The organism is Pseudomonas nunensis (assembly GCF_024296925.1).
Taxonomy (GTDB): Bacteria; Pseudomonadota; Gammaproteobacteria; order Pseudomonadales; family Pseudomonadaceae; genus Aquipseudomonas; species Aquipseudomonas nunensis.
Genome location: NZ_CP101125.1, coordinates 6,240,778 through 6,255,765, shown reverse-complemented (window position 1 = coordinate 6,255,765; position 14,988 = coordinate 6,240,778). Strand labels below are relative to the sequence as shown.

General features: G+C 55.3%; 16 protein-coding genes. 6 read left to right on the top strand and 10 right to left on the bottom strand.

Annotated features, from left to right (window positions below; genetic code table 11):
- Positions 1-20: 20 nt before the first annotated feature.
- The 8 genes from NK667_RS27500 to NK667_RS27465 all read right to left on the bottom strand — a co-directional run bounded on the left by NK667_RS27500 (position 21) and on the right by NK667_RS27465 (position 5,629).
- A complete protein-coding gene (locus NK667_RS27500; RefSeq protein ID WP_054617128.1) occupies positions 21-1,094 on the bottom strand; it encodes an ArsO family NAD(P)H-dependent flavin-containing monooxygenase in 1,074 nt (357 codons plus the stop codon).
- A 30-nt stretch (positions 1,095-1,124) separates the two neighbouring features.
- Entirely contained in the window at positions 1,125-1,613 is a 489-nt protein-coding gene (locus NK667_RS27495) for a cyclin-dependent kinase inhibitor 3 family protein (RefSeq protein ID WP_054617129.1), read from the bottom strand.
- 10 nt (positions 1,614-1,623) lie between these two features.
- A complete protein-coding gene (arsH, locus tag NK667_RS27490) occupies positions 1,624-2,337 on the bottom strand; it encodes an arsenical resistance protein ArsH (protein ID WP_019817006.1) in 714 nt (237 codons plus the stop codon).
- 29 nt (positions 2,338-2,366) lie between these two features.
- On the bottom strand, positions 2,367-2,837 hold the full coding sequence (locus tag NK667_RS27485; protein WP_054617130.1) for an arsenate reductase ArsC: 471 nt from the start codon (positions 2,835-2,837) through the stop codon (positions 2,367-2,369).
- A gap of 15 nt (positions 2,838-2,852) precedes the next feature.
- Positions 2,853-4,136 (bottom strand): arsenic transporter, encoded by a 1,284-nt coding sequence (locus tag NK667_RS27480; protein ID WP_054617131.1) that lies wholly within the window; start codon positions 4,134-4,136, stop codon positions 2,853-2,855.
- Positions 4,137-4,163: 27 nt separating this feature from the next.
- Complete coding sequence (locus tag NK667_RS27475) at positions 4,164-4,520, bottom strand: metalloregulator ArsR/SmtB family transcription factor (RefSeq protein ID WP_054617132.1); 357 nt, start codon at positions 4,518-4,520, stop codon at positions 4,164-4,166.
- Positions 4,517-4,939 carry an arsenate reductase ArsC gene (locus tag NK667_RS27470; RefSeq protein ID WP_054617133.1) on the bottom strand — a complete coding sequence of 141 codons (423 nt, stop codon included), beginning with the start codon at positions 4,937-4,939 and terminating at the stop codon, positions 4,517-4,519. Before NK667_RS27470 ends, NK667_RS27475 begins: the two co-directional genes overlap by 4 nt.
- A 192-nt stretch (positions 4,940-5,131) precedes the next feature.
- Positions 5,132-5,629, bottom strand: coding sequence for a MarR family winged helix-turn-helix transcriptional regulator (locus tag NK667_RS27465; RefSeq protein WP_054617134.1), 498 nt, complete (start codon positions 5,627-5,629; stop codon positions 5,132-5,134).
- 195 nt (positions 5,630-5,824) lie between these two features.
- Here NK667_RS27465 and arsQ point away from each other — a divergent pair, with 195 nt between their 5' ends.
- From arsQ to NK667_RS27435, 6 genes are all read left to right on the top strand, one after another.
- Positions 5,825-7,030 carry an arsinothricin export permease ArsQ gene (gene arsQ / locus NK667_RS27460; protein ID WP_054617135.1) on the top strand — a complete coding sequence of 402 codons (1,206 nt, stop codon included), beginning with the start codon at positions 5,825-5,827 and terminating at the stop codon, positions 7,028-7,030.
- 72 nt (positions 7,031-7,102) lie between these two features.
- Positions 7,103-8,377: an arsinothricin biosynthesis radical SAM protein ArsL gene (gene arsL / locus NK667_RS27455; protein ID WP_054617136.1), complete on the top strand. Its 1,275-nt coding sequence runs from the start codon at positions 7,103-7,105 to the stop codon at positions 8,375-8,377.
- A gap of 11 nt (positions 8,378-8,388) precedes the next feature.
- Positions 8,389-9,270 carry a hypothetical protein gene (locus tag NK667_RS27450; RefSeq protein WP_054617137.1) on the top strand — a complete coding sequence of 294 codons (882 nt, stop codon included), beginning with the start codon at positions 8,389-8,391 and terminating at the stop codon, positions 9,268-9,270.
- A 16-nt stretch (positions 9,271-9,286) separates the two neighbouring features.
- Positions 9,287-10,336 carry an arsinothricin biosynthesis methyltransferase ArsM gene (arsM, locus tag NK667_RS27445; RefSeq protein ID WP_054617138.1) on the top strand — a complete coding sequence of 350 codons (1,050 nt, stop codon included), beginning with the start codon at positions 9,287-9,289 and terminating at the stop codon, positions 10,334-10,336.
- A 68-nt stretch (positions 10,337-10,404) separates the two neighbouring features.
- Positions 10,405-11,115, top strand: a complete 711-nt coding sequence (locus tag NK667_RS27440) for an aquaporin (protein ID WP_054617139.1) — start codon at positions 10,405-10,407, stop codon at positions 11,113-11,115.
- 138 nt (positions 11,116-11,253) lie between these two features.
- The gene (locus tag NK667_RS27435; protein WP_054617140.1) at positions 11,254-11,787 is read left to right on the top strand and encodes an arsinothricin resistance N-acetyltransferase ArsN1 family B; all 534 of its coding nucleotides are present in this window, start codon (positions 11,254-11,256) and stop codon (positions 11,785-11,787) included.
- Positions 11,788-12,205: 418 nt separating this feature from the next.
- On the opposite strand, the gene glmS is transcribed toward NK667_RS27435, so the two are convergent.
- On the bottom strand, positions 12,206-14,041 hold the full coding sequence (glmS, locus tag NK667_RS27430; RefSeq protein ID WP_054617141.1) for a glutamine--fructose-6-phosphate transaminase (isomerizing): 1,836 nt from the start codon (positions 14,039-14,041) through the stop codon (positions 12,206-12,208).
- Position 14,042: 1 nt separating this feature from the next.
- A complete protein-coding gene (locus NK667_RS27425; protein ID WP_054617142.1) occupies positions 14,043-14,819 on the bottom strand; it encodes a DeoR/GlpR family DNA-binding transcription regulator in 777 nt (258 codons plus the stop codon).
- Between the last annotated feature and the right edge of the window lie 169 nt (positions 14,820-14,988).

Genomic DNA, 14,988 nt, shown 5'->3' with positions numbered 1-14,988 from the left:
TCAAGGCCTAGCGGCACGCTTCAGACGAGTTCTTGATTGAGATAGTGATTTACCTCCTTCACGACATTACGAGCGGTGCGTGTCACCCCGATCAACGTCGCGGAAGCCAAGCCAGTCCAGTCGCCATAACCAACTAGCCAAAGCCGAGGTTCGATTGAAGAGCGGTTGTCGTGAACGTCGACCCGCCCCTGTGAGTTGACCACGCCGAGCCCGCGCAGGTGGTTCAAGGAGGGAGCGAAACCGGTGCACCAGATAATGGCGTCAACCGCGGTCTCATCTCCATTTTTCCAGACAACGCCGTCTGGCATAAAAAACTCAAATGGTCGTACAGCGTTCAAAACACCACGTTCACGCGCTTCTTTCACCGACGGCACCATGACGATGTCACCCAAGCCGCCGGTTGGTTCGGGCAAATCTCGCCCCTGCTGATGGGCTTTCAGGCGCTCAGTGGCACGTTCAAAAAGCACACGACCATCTACGTCATCTGGCAAAAACTTTGGATCATCCAGGGTCACCCAAGTGGCATCAGCCACCTTGGATACCTCGGCATAGATCTGGGCACCTGAGTTACCACCGCCGATAACTAGTACCCGTTTACCTTGGAACGACTCTGCACAACGGTAGTGCGCTGAGTGAATCTGCTGACCTTGATAAAGCTCGCTTTTCGGGTAATGGGGAATGAGGGGATTGCTCCAAGTCCCGGTCGCGCTGATTACGACTTTGGCATCCCAATACTCACTTTCTGAGTGGACCCGCAGACCGAAAATCCGAGGCTCAACGTCCGTGACCTCTACGGGACGTACGATAGGAAACCCGTACCTGCTTTCGTACTGTGCCAAGTAATCAACAACATGATCTCGACCGGGATTGCCATCAGTTACCGGTGGCATCGGCCACCCTGCGATGGAACTCCAGGCAGACGGTGAGAACAGCTGCAATGAATCCCATCCATGACGCCACGCACCACCCGGGCCTTGTTCTGCATCTAACAGAACGAACGACAAGCCAGTGCGTTTGAGGAAGTAAGCCGTTGTCAGCGCAGCCTGACCTGCTCCAATGACCACCACATCCAGCAGTGTGTTTTGAGTGCCCATTAACTACTCCCTCCGGCTAAGACAAAGCTTTCAAAGTCGCTCGATGTAAGAGACGTGCGAAGGTTTTTGGATTGCTCGCGGCCGCAGTTGCTGTACCAACTCAACAGCACGGGTACGCGGCATCCCTCTGTCGATCATGAGTTTTGCGGCGACCAACCCAGTGCGTCCCGACCCACCTTTGCAATGAATCGCAATGGCCTGGTTTGCGTCCAGAAGCTTCGACAACGCTGGGAGAGCCTTCTGCCACCGGGTCTCAAATTCAGCGTCAGGAGCCTCATCGTCCTCAATCGGTAGCTGGTACCAAGCGAGCCCTGCCGCTTGGACTTGCTGACCTAACTCACCAACACCGTTGTGAGTGAGTTCGGCGTCGGACATCAGACTGACGATGGCACTGGCGCCTGCGTTTTTCAGAGTGCCGAGCGCTTGCTGGAGCGACTCATCCTGAGTGCCCGGACACGGGGTAAAGATGAGAGAGCCCGCACCGTCTGGCATTGCTAGGATCGAGAAAGGGTGAGACATAATGAGATCCTTAGATGGAGCGCTGATTCACTCGTTTCGACAGCTCTTCAGCCGACTCTTTGCGTTCCGAGTAACGGTCTACCAAGTAGTCCTGACGGTCACGCAATAGCAGGGTGAACTTCATCAGCTCCTCCATCACGTCGACCAGGCGATCGTAGTAAGACGAAGGCTTCATACGCCCATTTTCGTCGAACTCGGTGAACGCCTTGGGCACTGAAGACTGATTGGGGATTGTCACCATGCGCATCCAGCGACCCAGAACTCGCAACTGATTCACCACGTTGAAAGACTGAGAGCCGCCGCAAACCTGCATTACTGCGAGAGTTTTACCTTGGGTTGGACGTACTGCGCCCATCGCCAAAGGCACCCAGTCGATCTGAGCTTTAAAAACGGCGCTCATCGATCCATGACGCTCCGGAGAACACCACACCTGCCCTTCCGACCACTGCATTAGCTCGCGGAGTTCCGCGACTTTGGGGTGGGTATCCGGAGCATCATCAGGCAGTGGTAATCCTGACGGGTTGAAGATTCGTGTTTCCGCACCGAAGTGCTCCAGCAACCGCGCGGCTTCTTGGGTAACCAACCGGCTGAACGAACGCTCGCGGGTCGACCCGTAGATCAGAAGGATGCGCGGTTTATGCGTGGACGGCTCACGAGGAGTGAGTCGTTCCATGCTTGGGACGTCGATGAGATCTGCTTCGATGTTTGGAAAATGGTCCTTCATAGTGACTCCTGGCCCCTGCGACGCTTGGCCTACAATGTGCCGATGCGGGCTAGCTCAGTTTTAAGGTCTTCTTTGCTCAACGTAGCGATAGGCAACGAAATGAAAGCGTTGACCCGCTCCTGGATTTTGCTCAGCGTTTGCTGGAATGCCGCCTCGATATGCGCTTCAGATCCCGTAGCTTCGGAGGGATCTGCCAGCCCCCAGTGAGCCTTGAGCGCTGGGCCAAAGAAAATCGGGCAGGCTTCGCCGGCAGCCCGATCGCAGACCGTGATCACGATGTCTGGTGGCGACCCTTCAAAGGCATCGGATGCTTTACTGCTAAGGCCTTCAGTAGGGATACCAGCTGCTTTGAGCGTTTGAATCGCTCGCGTGTTTACCCGGCCACTTGGGAAGCTTCCGGAACTGACAGCTTCCATTCCTTCAGGAGCAAGGTGATTGAACACCGCTTCGGACAAAATGCTCCGGCAGCTGTTGTGGGTGCACATGAATAGGACTTTCATCGTGATCTCCTGGAATCAAAAGCTGAGGCGCAAAGCCAAGGCGCTCAGGGTGGCAATGAGGATTGGAAGCGTGAGCACCACACCGGTCTTGAAGTAGTAACCCCAACTGATGGTGATGTCCTTTTTAGCCAGCACGTGTAGCCAGAGCAGTGTGGCTAGGCTGCCGATTGGAGTGATTTTCGGACCAAGATCGCAGCCAATGATATTCGCGTAGACCATGGCTTGATGAACTACGCCAGTCGCTTCCGTTGCATGGATCGAGAGCGCGCCGATGAGCACTGTTGGCATGTTGTTCATGATCGAAGAAAGCACGGCGGTCAGGAGTCCTGTACCCAGCGATGCCCCCCAAATGCCATATCCAGCGAATACGTTGAGCAATTGAGCAATGTGGTCAGTCAGTCCGGCGTTCTTCAAGCCATACACCACCAGGTACATGCCCAGCGAGAAGATCACGACTTGCCATGGCGCGCCCTTGAGCACCTTGCTGGTGTTGATGGCGTGACCTTTGGCTGCGATGACATAGAGCACCAATGCGCAGGCGGCGGCGATGGCACTGATGGGGATACCCAGTGGCTCGACAATGAAAAAGCCGACCAGTAACGCGAGCAGCACCCACCATCCTGCCACGAAGGTTGCGCGATCGCGTATCGCATCCTCTGGGGCATGGAGCTGTGTCAGGTCATAAGTCTTGGGTAAGTCTTTTCGGAAAAACCACAGGAGCATTCCCAGCGTTGCAGCGATGCTGACCAAGTTGACCGGCACCATGATCGCCGCGTACTCGCTGAAGCCAATGTTGAAGTAATCGGCCGAAACGATATTCACCAGGTTGGAAACCACCAACGGCAAACTCGCTGTATCAGCAATGAATCCTGCGGCCATCACAAACGCCAGAGTCGCTGCGGGTGAAAAGCGCAGGGCCAGCAACATGGCGATCACGATAGGAGTAAGGATCAGCGCCGCGCCGTCATTGGCGAACAGTGCTGACACAGCTGCTCCCAGCAAGATGATGAAGGCAAACAACTTGCGGCTGCTGCCACCTCCCCAGCGAGCGACATGCAGGGCTGCCCACTCGAAGAAACCAGCCTCGTCGAGCAGCAGACTGATGATGATCACGGCGATGAACGTCGCCGTGGCGTTCCACACGATATTCCATACTACCGGGATGTCGCCGAGACTGACCACCCCGCTCAACAACGCAAGCACGGCACCCAATGAGGCACTCCAGCCAACACCCAGCCCTTTGGGCTGCCAGATGACCAGAACGATGGTGACGATGAAAATAAGTAGAGCGATTAGCATGCGAGCGGCTCGTTTCGAAAGGTTGGATCAGCCGCACACGGTCTGACTGACTGGGCGATCGTTCATTTCACAGAGCCGTTTGGTTTCTGTGTCCAGCCACTGCTGGTTGGCATCAACGACACCCTTAAGCACTTCGGTGACCCAGGTCGGCAGTTCGGGATGGAGTCGGTAGTAAACCCATTGGCCCTGGCGCCGATCCGCCAGTAACCCGGAGGATCTCAGCAGTGCGAGATGTCGAGATATTTTTGGTTGGCTTTGCTCAAGAGCGGCCGTCAGTTCGCATACACAGAGTTCTCCCTCGCGGGCGATGAGTAGCGTTATTTTGGTTCGAGTGTCATCTGCCAGGCTTTTGAACAAAACGGTAGGAGTGATTGGCTCGTTCATGAGGCCTCCAAGTGTTTGGTTTTCACCAATACAAATAATTTGATGCGTTCGTGGATATCGTGAAGGGCGTGTTTGAAGGCGTCCGGGTGGGAGCTGCTCACTGGATCCTCAAAGTCCCAGGCAAGCACTTCACCTGCCTTGGGCATCGCCAGACATTCACGCGCAGATTTGTCGCAGAGGGTGATCACGTAGTCGAAATGCTCGTCACGAAACTCTTCGACGGACTTGCTATGTAGGCCTTGGGCGTTAATTCCGACGTGAGCCAGTTCGCCAATGGTTCGAGGATCAACGTCAGTGGGTTCGGTACCTGCACTGAACGCTTCGAAACGCGCGTCGCTGTGTCTAAGCAGTGCTTCAGCCAGCTGAGATCGAGCGGAGTTAGCAACGCAGATAAAAAGCACTTTGATGGGGGCGCTCATGAACACACCTCACGCATATGGGAAATCGAACATACGATAATTCGAATATACGGTAAAGCGAATGTATCAGGAGACGCGCGCACTACCCTTCTGCGATTTTCACGAGAACCGCAGATTGGTTATTTCACCCGGAAACGGAACCGGGCGAGAGTCGTTGAAAATCAGGGGAGGCGGCAGCTGCTTACCGCAACGTCAGCAGCATTTGCTTGGCAAATACTCGTCACGGCTAAGGTCTTTCAGACCGCAGCGTTTTTCGGTGGCTTTAGCGAAGCGACGAAGCATTTCGATCGCCCCGTCACGTGCTTCTTTCGACAAATCGCAGGCCAAGTTGCGAGCTTCACCCACCAGATCCGACCGAATACTTTCATAAATGGCCGTGCCTTCTGGCGTCACCGTGATCGCCAGGGCGCGGCCGTCAGTTGCGTCGGGCACACGGCGAACCAGCCCTTGTTTGGCAAGCGAATCGACCAGCCGACTGGCGTTGCTCTTATCGAGAAAAAGCTCGCTGGCCAACGATTGAACGCGAACCGGCCCTGCCTTAATCACATGCTCAAGTGCGTAGCATTGAGTGACGGATAAGCCCTCGCAGCAGCTGCGATCTCTGTCACGAAACTGGTACACGCGAACCAAATGACTCAGCGCTTCATAGAGCTGTTCGGCATCCTGGTCGATCTGATCATTCGTTGGCATAGCACTCGGCTCGCAATTCCGGGAAAACGCTAATACCACCTTAGCAGTCGTAGCGACACTTTTTTTGGGCATAAGGGCCAGCGAAATTGTTCCAAGATATTAGTTGCGGCTCGCAACGTATTTTGCGATTGTGAATTGGAGATGAGGCTTGTAGGTCTCTGAGAGGCAGTTCTGGAAACGCTTGGAGGTACATGGATGTTGGTAGAAGCGCTTAGGACGAAAACAGGCTCCCGGTTACGGAACCTATGGAGCAGCTTTTCCATTCCTCTCCCTGTTGCAATGCTGCTGACTGCAATTCTGATCCCCATTCTTGCCGGGACTAGCAGCGGTGACGTGTTCCAATCGCTGAGCAAAGGATTCGGAAACAACCTCGGCTATTTCGCCATCGTCATCCTGAGCGCGTTTTTCATTGCTGGCTGGATCTCGACGCAGGGAAGCGCTTCCTTCGGAAAGTTCGGTATATCACTGTCACCTTTGCTCGGTGCCGGCATGGTATGTCCCGATACCGCCTACGCCTCTCTTGCTCCCATCGCAGGACAGCACAGAAAGTACATTGCGATCGGATGCTACTCGGGGTTCAAGCTTCTGATGCCCGCAGGCCCGCTGATCATTGGGATCGGGTTGGGGGCCAATACTCATGATCCGAAATTTCTGTATTTAGGGCTGCTGCTTACGGTCGTTACCTGGGTGGCCGGGACGATCTGGACTTACTGGACGACACGCTCAGACTTTTCATCCCCAAGCGATTTTACTGACTCAGCCGCGCCTCAGGACTCGGTTATCAGAGTCATTCTCCCTCTGGCTGTATTTTTCGTGCTCCTGATCACCGGCTACGTCATTCCCAAAAACCAGCACTCCGTAATCGAGTTCTTCACTACTCCCGCCGGTGCGCTGATCGCCACATCGCTGTTGATCGCAGTTAGCTGCAAACCTGGCGAGGTTCAAGATCTGCTGTCCAAAGCAATGCGTAGAACCAGCTCGTTATTGTTCACCATAGGTTGTGCGTCTGCGTTGGGCCAAGCCCTCGGTATGGTGCTTCCGAAAGATCTGATTCAGCAGGCATTCAGCGCGTCGGGCAGCACCGCGCATATTTTGGTTGGGGTATTCCTGCTGGCAGCGGTATTCAAAACACTGAATGGCTCTTCGCTTGCGACCTTCGCTGCCATCCCTCCCGTTCTCTCGCCGATCCTGGCGTCCAGCGGGGTGGACTTGATGAGCGTCACATTCGCCGTGTGTCTGGGATCCTTCGTCGCCATTCTCCCTAACGACAGTTATTACTGGCTGGTCAAATCGGACGCTTTTCCCGACTACAGCACTGCCAGGTATATGCGCTTGGTAACTGCCGGCTCAGTTCTACAAGCATTGATAGGTCTGGCAGTTCTTCTGCTGATATCGCTTTAACTTCGAATTCCTACAAAACCAACAGTGACTCCAGTCACCGAATCGTCGTGCCTGAGCTCAAGGAGAAAGAGAATGAAGTACCTGGTCGCCAGTACATTCGAAGGGGGGTATCAACCGCTCAACGCGATATCTGCAACCACAGCTCTACTCGATGCAGATATCGAAGCGCAGTTGATCGATATCTACGTCGAAGGGCTTTCCCTGGAGAGATTCAGCGACGCAGATTTGGTCTTCATCTGCGTACCGCTTTTTGACTCTCTAACTGCGGGAACGCAGCTGGCCAAGCAGCTTAAAGAAGCAAAGCCCTCCCAGAAAATTTGCTTCTTCGGTCAATACGCGACCATCAATGCAAAAAGCCTGGCCTCTAAGTACGGTGACTACGCGATCGCAGGCGAGTGGGAAAAACCCATTGTCAGCTTGGCTAAACACCTGAGTGGCGAGCAGGGACAAGATCTGCGCGGAGTGATCGATCGTACTCGCGGCCTTTCCAGTGAAATCGTAGTACCTCAGTTGATCCGTGACGGGTTCCGCCTGCCGCGCAGGGACTTGGCACCGCCTCTACACAAATATCCCCAACCTCAGCTGGAGAAGTTGCTCGGCGAAAAGAAAGTTGTGGGTGGGGTCGAAGGGTCGCGCGGATGTCACCATAAGTGTTCCTACTGTTCGGTGTATGCAGCCTATGACGGCAAGGTGCTTTTGGTCTCCGACGATCTCGTTGAGCGCGACGTGGCGAACCTCGTCGCGCAGGGAATGACTCACCTCACATTCACGGATGCCGATTTTTTCAATGCCAAGAAGCACGGTTTGAAAATCATCCGGACTCTGCATTCACAGTTCCCCGACCTCACGTACGACTTCACCACTCGCGTGGATCATATTCTCGAAAACAAAGACGCCATCAAGGAAATGGGGCAGCTCGGGCTTGCTTTCATCACCACCGCGCTGGAGTTCCCCAAGCAGGAAGTTCTCGACCAGGTCTTCAAGGAAATGAACGTGCCCATGATTGAGGAGGCGTTGGCGTTCCTGAAGGAGACCGCCGTCAAGGTCAACCCGACCTTCATCACGTTCAACCCCTGGGTGAGCCTTGAGGATATGGCCGAGCTGCACGACTTCATTGCTCGCAACGAACTGGAGAACATCGTCGACCCCATCCAGTTTGAGACTCGGCTGCATCTCTACAAGGGCTCACCGTTGCTCAACAACGACACGGTGAAGGAATTGCAGTTGGAGGAGCACGAGTTTCATTTCGACTGGCAGCATTCGGATTCCCGCCTGGACAAGCTCTTCATGGACTCGGTCACACCGCCAGAAGAAGGTGTGTTCAAACGTTGCTGCCTGAAATGCTAAGGAGATAACAGATGTCGTCACTTACTTTGTTGCAGGCGGCTCTCAGGCTAGCCAACCAAACTGATGGTCTTCAGGTCCCGGGCCATATTGCTTGGCGCGCTCATAGCGATGCGTTGAACAGGTCGCTGAAGGATGGAAAAGACACTCTTTTCATTTGCTCCGCGAGCCGCAATGACGAACTCACAGCCCAGTATGGGCAGGCTCAGGGTGTAGCGTTCAGTCCGAGTGCGGGCGAAGCCAATCCCACTGCGGCCGTGTTCGCGAACATTTACTGGGAAGGGTTCAATGCTGAGCCCGAGTTTGGCCGAATCGCGCAATCGCTCTATGAGCGACTGCAACGTCATGGTCGACTGGTATTTCCGGCGATTCTGTCTGATGAGGAAGCCGTTTCTATCCGGGCCTTTACTGTGGAAGGTTTGGAGTGCAAGAACGCGCTAACTGAGCCGGCTATTGCCGAGCAACTCTGCGAGGCGGGCTTCCATGGCATCACCTATGAGCTCGCATCCGAGGTGCCTGTGTCCATTCAGGACGGCATTGAGTTCCGCCTGTTCACCGTGAGCGCATACAAGGGTAAGGCCGGCGTGTGCCTCGACCAAGGGCATGCCGTTATCTACAAGGGGCCTTGGAAGCATACGGTCGACGACGACGGCCATACCTACCAACGCGGCGTCCGTACAGCGGTGTGCGAGAAGACCTTCAATCTCTTGATGTCAGCGCCTTACCAAGGCCAATTCATACCAGTGCGCTGCTATGTCGAGCCGGCCTTGGACAAGAGCGGTTTCTTCGACTGCAACACGCCTTCAGTTCGAGATCCCAAGGTCACCAAAGGGCTTGTGCCCATCGCAGGCTCTGCCGAGGAATCGTGCTGCGCTGATGGTAGTTCGTGCTGCTAAACGGGAGATGTGAGTAATGACTTCTGCAATTGAAAACACAATCATCGCGGACTACACCGAAGCGTTGAGCAACGGCAACGTCGTCCTTGAATCGCAACTCACTGAGAGCTGCTGCAGCGACGCTTATGGCGCTCAGTACCTGAAGAACATTCCAAAGCGAATCATCGAAGCCAACTTCGGATGCGGTAACCCGACCAAGTATGTACGCGAAGGTGATGCCGTCCTGGACTTAGGATCAGGGTCTGGTCTGAACTGCTACGTAGCTGCCCAAATCGCCGGCAGTAAGGGTGCTGTCTTGGGTATCGATATCAACCCAAGCATGTTGCAGATCGCTCGTGGTGAAGCGAATGCCTTTCAGAAGGCAACGGATAGCGCACCATTGCGTTTCTATAAGGCATCCGCGAGCAACCTGAAAGTCGATCAGGAGCTGGCCGAGGAACGCCTGCATACGGAGCCTTGTGCTGATTGGGCATCGTGGAAAAACTTCGAGCAGTTCATCAGCGATAGCTCCCAGTCCAAGCCTCTTATCGGCAATCAGTCTGTCGATCTGGTGATTTCGAACTGCGTGATCAATCTGGTTGGTGAGAACGAAAAGCAGAATGTTTTCGCCGAAATATATCGGGTACTGAAACCAGGCGGGCGCTTTGCAATTTCTGACAACGTCTCAGATATCGCCATTCCTGACGAATTGAAACGAGACACCAAGCTGTGGTCGGCCTGCTACTCGGGCGTGCTTCAAGAACAGGAGTTCTACAAGCAGCTTCAAGAGGTCGGTCTGACGGGAATAAAGATTGAGGCGAGGAACGACGCCTCAACCAAGCGAATAGGCTCTGTCCGGTTCTACTCCGTCACTGTTACTGGTACCAAGCCTGAAGTTCAGAGCGGGAAGTCTGTGACGGTGATCTACCGAGGGCCTGGGCTTGAACTCACTGGCGATAGCGGCAGGGTTTACAAGCGCGGTGTGCCCACGGAGTTGGCCTCAGAAGATGCCTACCTTTCCGCAGACGATGCGCTGTATGTCGTGGAAGGGAGTCAGCCCGTCAAGCCCAAGTCCTGCTGCTCGTAACAGCGTCTGCGGCTACGAGCCAGCTCAGTAGCCGCTACCCCTCAAATCTCTCCTCATAGGCCTATCCAATGAGTACTTCACGGAAGATCTTGGCTGAGTTTCTCGGTACAGCAGTTCTGCTGTGCACCGTAGTTGGTTCTGGAATCATGGGTCAGCGCCTGGCGAACGGTAACGATGCGCTAGCGCTTCTTGCCAATGCGCTGGCAACTGGCGCGAGCTTGTATGTACTGATCGTGTGCTTCTCCACTTTTTCCGGTGCGCACTTCAACCCGGTGGTCTCTGTAGTCGATTATTTGCGCGGAGGACTGAGCAGTAAGCAACTGGGCCCCTACGTGGCGGCTCAAACAACGGGTGCAATCTTCGGGGTATTCGCTGCGCATTTCATGTTCGAGCTGCCTGTAGTCGAGTTCTCCCATCATGTTCGCACAGGGCCATCACAATGGTTCAGTGAGTACCTGGCAACGTCGGGATTGGTGCTGACAATTCTGTTGTGCGATAAATATCACAAAGCAAAAGTGCCTCAGGTGGTTGCCGCGTATATTGTCGCAGCCTACTGGTTCACGTCCTCTACGAGCTTTGCGAATCCGGCGGTGACGATTGCTCGCGGGTTCACCGATACGTTCTCGGGGATACGGATATCAGACGTACCGCCATTCATCATTGCGCAGTTTTTCGGTGGGCTGACGGCGTTGTTCCTGGCGAAGGTTCTCGGTGGTAAAGAGGTCGTAGTGGATATCCCGCAGCCTGGACTCCACGAGCAGAAGCTACCAATTCAGTGAACGGTGCTCTCTGCGGTTCGTGGATGCGGTGAGCCCGTTTGAGGCAAAGTTCACGGTTCTATCGCGACATTCTGAATGGCTGGGCCTAGGTGGTTCAGCCCTTCAAACGCGGTTCTTTAAGGGGCAGCAAGGAAAGACATGAATTATAAAGTGAGGGTTGCTACACCCGCTGATGCCTCTGACATCCAGGCTATCTATGCGCCGATGGTTTTGGACACGGTCATCTCGTTTGAGCTGACGCCACCGACTGTCGATGAGATGGCAGCACGAATAGCCGCAACACTGCCAACGTATCCCTATCTGGTAGCAGAGATGGACGGCAAGGTCGTTGGATACGCTTATGCCAGCCAGCATCGAGCCAGGGAAGCCTATCGTTGGTCGGTGGATGTCACCGTCTATATCGACCCAGCCGTACACAGAAAAGGAATTGGTCGTGCGCTTTATCAGCGGCTTCTACCGCTCCTTGAGAAACAGGGGTTTCATGCAGCTTATGCCGGCATCGCCTTACCCAATGCGGGAAGCATCGGTATCCATGAAGCGCTCGGCTTCACCCACATCGGTACGTACCCTGAGGTTGGGTTCAAACACGGCCAATGGCATAGCGTGGGTTATTGGCGCAAACCACTTTGTGCGGCGACGCCGCCAATAGAAATCATCCCGTTCAGTGACTAAAAGGGAGAATAGAGAAAGCTCCGCCGTTGATTTCAACAGCAAGCGATTACTCATAGAGTACCCAATGCTTTCGCAGGTTAGCGGATAGCTAGATATCAACAACATGAGAACTCGCTCAAGCTCATCACCTCTAAATGGAAAGGCTTTGATAGCTCGATCATCTTTGAATTCAGGTCGATCCTCAGGTCACAGGAACAGGTGAGAAAAGCGCGTAGCCTCTAAGAATCAGTAAGTTCTTAGTTTTGCCTTGCGAAAGTCGTTTGTAGAGAACCAGCTTTCAAACATTAAGAATCACAACCTCACAAAAAGATTGTGAACCTCATTCACGATTGCGGTTCTTCCCCGACTTAGGGAAGCGACTACAACCGTGACCAGCTTTATTTATTGCAGACAATAAGTTACGTCACCTGTGGATAACTTATTCCACAGTCACCGACTTCGCCAGGTTACGCGGCTGGTCAACGTCCGTACCTTTCAACACCGCCACGTAGTACGACAGCAACTGCAGCGGGATGGTGTAGAGGATCGGCGACAGGATGTCGTGGATGCTCGGCATTTGCACGACGTGGGTGCCTTCGCCATTGGTCATGCCGGCTTTCTGGTCGGCAAAGACGATCAGCTCACCGCCACGGGCGCGGACTTCCTGGAGGTTGGATTTCAACTTCTCCAGCAGTTCGTTGTTCGGCGCCACGGTGACCACTGGCATGTCGTTATCCACAAGCGCCAACGGACCGTGCTTCAGTTCACCGGCCGGGTAGGCTTCGGCGTGGATGTAGGAGATTTCCTTGAGCTTCAGGGCCCCTTCCATTGCTACCGGGTATTGCGCGCCGCGACCGAGGAACAAGGTGTGGTTCTTGTCGGCGAACAGCTCGGCGATTTTTTCCACGGTGCTGTCCATCGCCAGCGCTTCGCCCAGACGGGTTGGCAGGCGGCGCAGTTCTTCCACCAGCGTGGCTTCGACGCCTGGAGCCAATGTATTGCGCACTTGACCGAGGGATAGGGTCAGCAGCAACAGGCCGACCAACTGAGTGGTGAAGGCTTTGGTCGAGGCCACGCCGATTTCACGACCGGCCTGGGTCAGCAGGGTCAGGTCGGACTCACGCACCAGCGAGCTGATGCCGACGTTGCAGATCGCCAGGCTGGCGAGGAAACCGAGTTCCTTGGCGTTGCGCAGGGCGGCCAGGGTATCGGCGGTTTCGCCGGACTGGGAGATGGTCACGAACAGGGTGTCAGGCTGAACGACGACTTTGCGATAGCGGAATTCGCTGGCAACTTCGACCTGGCACGGGATTCCGGCCAGCTCTTCGAGCCAGTAACGGGCAACCATACCGGCGTGGTAGCTGGTGCCGCAGGCCACGATCTGCACGTTGCGAACCTTGGCGAACAACTCGGGCGCTTCCGGACCGAAGGCCTGCACCAACACTTGTTGCTGGCTCAAGCGCCCTTCCAGCGTACGTTGTACGACCGTAGGCTGCTCGTGGATTTCCTTGAGCATGAAGTGGCGGTATTCGCCCTTTTCAGCGGATTCGGCATTGTCGCCGTACTGCACGGCTTCACGCTCGACGGCTTTACCGTCGATGTCCCAGATTTGCACGCTGTCGCGGCGGATTTCGGCGATATCGCCTTCTTCCAGGTACATGAAGCGGTCGGTAACCTGACGCAGGGCCAGTTGGTCGGAAGCGAGGAAGTTTTCCCCCAGGCCCAGGCCAATCACCAGCGGGCTGCCACTGCGCGCGGCGACCAGACGATCGGGCTGATCGGCACTGATCACCGCCAGGCCGTAAGCACCGTGCAATTCTTTGACGGTCGCCTTGAGGGCCACGGTCAGGTCATGCAGATCCTTGAGTTTATGCGCCAGCAGGTGGGCAATGACTTCGGTATCGGTATCCGAGGTGAACACATAACCCTGAGCCTTCAACTGTTCGCGCAGGGCTTCGTGGTTCTCGATGATGCCGTTGTGCACAACGGCCAGGTTCTGCCCGGAGAAATGCGGGTGGGCGTTGCGTTCGCAAGGGGCGCCATGGGTTGCCCAACGGGTATGCGCGATGCCCAGGCGACCGATCAGCGGCGCCTCCGCCAGGGCTAGATCCAGCTCGCTGACCTTGCCCGGACGACGGACGCGATCGAGGATCCCGTCGTTAGTGAAGACCGCCACACCGGCGCTATCGTAGCCACGGTATTCCAGGCGCTTCAGACCTTCGAGCAGGATGGCGGTGATGTTACGTTCTGCGACTGCGCCGACAATTCCACACATGCTATTTCTCCTGACTGACAGCCGCGATGATCAAGTTGATACCGCGAGCCTGAATCTGATCCCGTGCCTCCAGCGGCAGGCGATCATCGGTAATAAGGGTATGGACACTGCTCCAGGGCAGTTCCAGGTTGGGGATCTTGCGGCCGATCTTGTCGGCCTCCACCATCACCACCACTTCCCGGGCGACTTCAGCCATCACACGGCTCAAGCCCAGCAATTCGTTGAAGGTGGTGGTGCCACGGACCAGATCGATGCCATCGGCACCGATGAACAACTGGTCGAAGTCGTAAGAGCGTAGTACCTGCTCGGCGACCTGCCCTTGAAAGGATTCGGAATGGGGGTCCCAGGTGCCGCCAGTCATCAACAGCACGGGTTCGTGCTCCAATTCGCTCAAGGCGTTGGCCACGTGCAGCGAATTGGTCATGACCACCAGGCCGGGTTGCTGACCGAGTTCCGGGATCATCGCCGCCGTGGTACTGCCGCTGTCGATGATGATGCGCGCATGCTCACGAATCCGCGTGACGGCGGCGCGAGCGATGGCTTGCTTGTACTTGGAAACCGGTTGGCCGAGATCCGCCACCAGTTCCTGTGGCATGGTGATCGCGCCACCGTACCTGCGCAGCAACAGACCATTGCTCTCAAGGGCCGCCAGATCCTTGCGAATCGTCACTTCCGAGGTTTCGAAACGTTTGGCCAACTCATCCACGCTCACTTCACCCTGCTCATTGAGCAAGACGAGGATGTTGTGGCGACGTTGTGGTGTATTGCGCTTCGACATGGGCTGGTAAGTTTCGATTCGAAAGATAACGTAAGCAATCAAAACCTATTGTCGAAACTTCGTCAAGGGGCTCGAGCGTTATCTGCGGGACCGGCAATAAGCAGAAGGCTGCCAGTCACTGCTGCAAGGGGACAGTTTTAAGCGCAATGCGCGTATAAAAACGACTTCC

Bases quoted from the DNA above. Each gene is read 5' to 3' on its own strand.
- NK667_RS27500 (WP_054617128.1), bottom strand. From the start codon at position 1,094: ATGGGCACTCAAAACACACTGCTGGATGTGGTGGTCATTGGAGCAGGT.
- NK667_RS27495 (WP_054617129.1), bottom strand. From the start codon at position 1,613: ATGTCTCACCCTTTCTCGATCCTAGCAATGCCAGACGGTGCGGGCTCT.
- arsH (WP_019817006.1), bottom strand. From the start codon at position 2,337: ATGAAGGACCATTTTCCAAACATCGAAGCAGATCTCATCGACGTCCCA.
- NK667_RS27485 (WP_054617130.1), bottom strand. From the start codon at position 2,837: ATGAAAGTCCTATTCATGTGCACCCACAACAGCTGCCGGAGCATTTTG.
- NK667_RS27480 (WP_054617131.1), bottom strand. From the start codon at position 4,136: ATGCTAATCGCTCTACTTATTTTCATCGTCACCATCGTTCTGGTCATC.
- NK667_RS27475 (WP_054617132.1), bottom strand. From the start codon at position 4,520: ATGAACGAGCCAATCACTCCTACCGTTTTGTTCAAAAGCCTGGCAGAT.
- NK667_RS27470 (WP_054617133.1), bottom strand. From the start codon at position 4,939: ATGAGCGCCCCCATCAAAGTGCTTTTTATCTGCGTTGCTAACTCCGCT.
- NK667_RS27465 (WP_054617134.1), bottom strand. From the start codon at position 5,629: ATGCCAACGAATGATCAGATCGACCAGGATGCCGAACAGCTCTATGAA.
- arsQ (WP_054617135.1), top strand. From the start codon at position 5,825: ATGTTGGTAGAAGCGCTTAGGACGAAAACAGGCTCCCGGTTACGGAAC.
- arsL (WP_054617136.1), top strand. From the start codon at position 7,103: ATGAAGTACCTGGTCGCCAGTACATTCGAAGGGGGGTATCAACCGCTC.
- NK667_RS27450 (WP_054617137.1), top strand. From the start codon at position 8,389: ATGTCGTCACTTACTTTGTTGCAGGCGGCTCTCAGGCTAGCCAACCAA.
- arsM (WP_054617138.1), top strand. From the start codon at position 9,287: ATGACTTCTGCAATTGAAAACACAATCATCGCGGACTACACCGAAGCG.
- NK667_RS27440 (WP_054617139.1), top strand. From the start codon at position 10,405: ATGAGTACTTCACGGAAGATCTTGGCTGAGTTTCTCGGTACAGCAGTT.
- NK667_RS27435 (WP_054617140.1), top strand. From the start codon at position 11,254: ATGAATTATAAAGTGAGGGTTGCTACACCCGCTGATGCCTCTGACATC.
- glmS (WP_054617141.1), bottom strand. From the start codon at position 14,041: ATGTGTGGAATTGTCGGCGCAGTCGCAGAACGTAACATCACCGCCATC.
- NK667_RS27425 (WP_054617142.1), bottom strand. From the start codon at position 14,819: ATGTCGAAGCGCAATACACCACAACGTCGCCACAACATCCTCGTCTTG.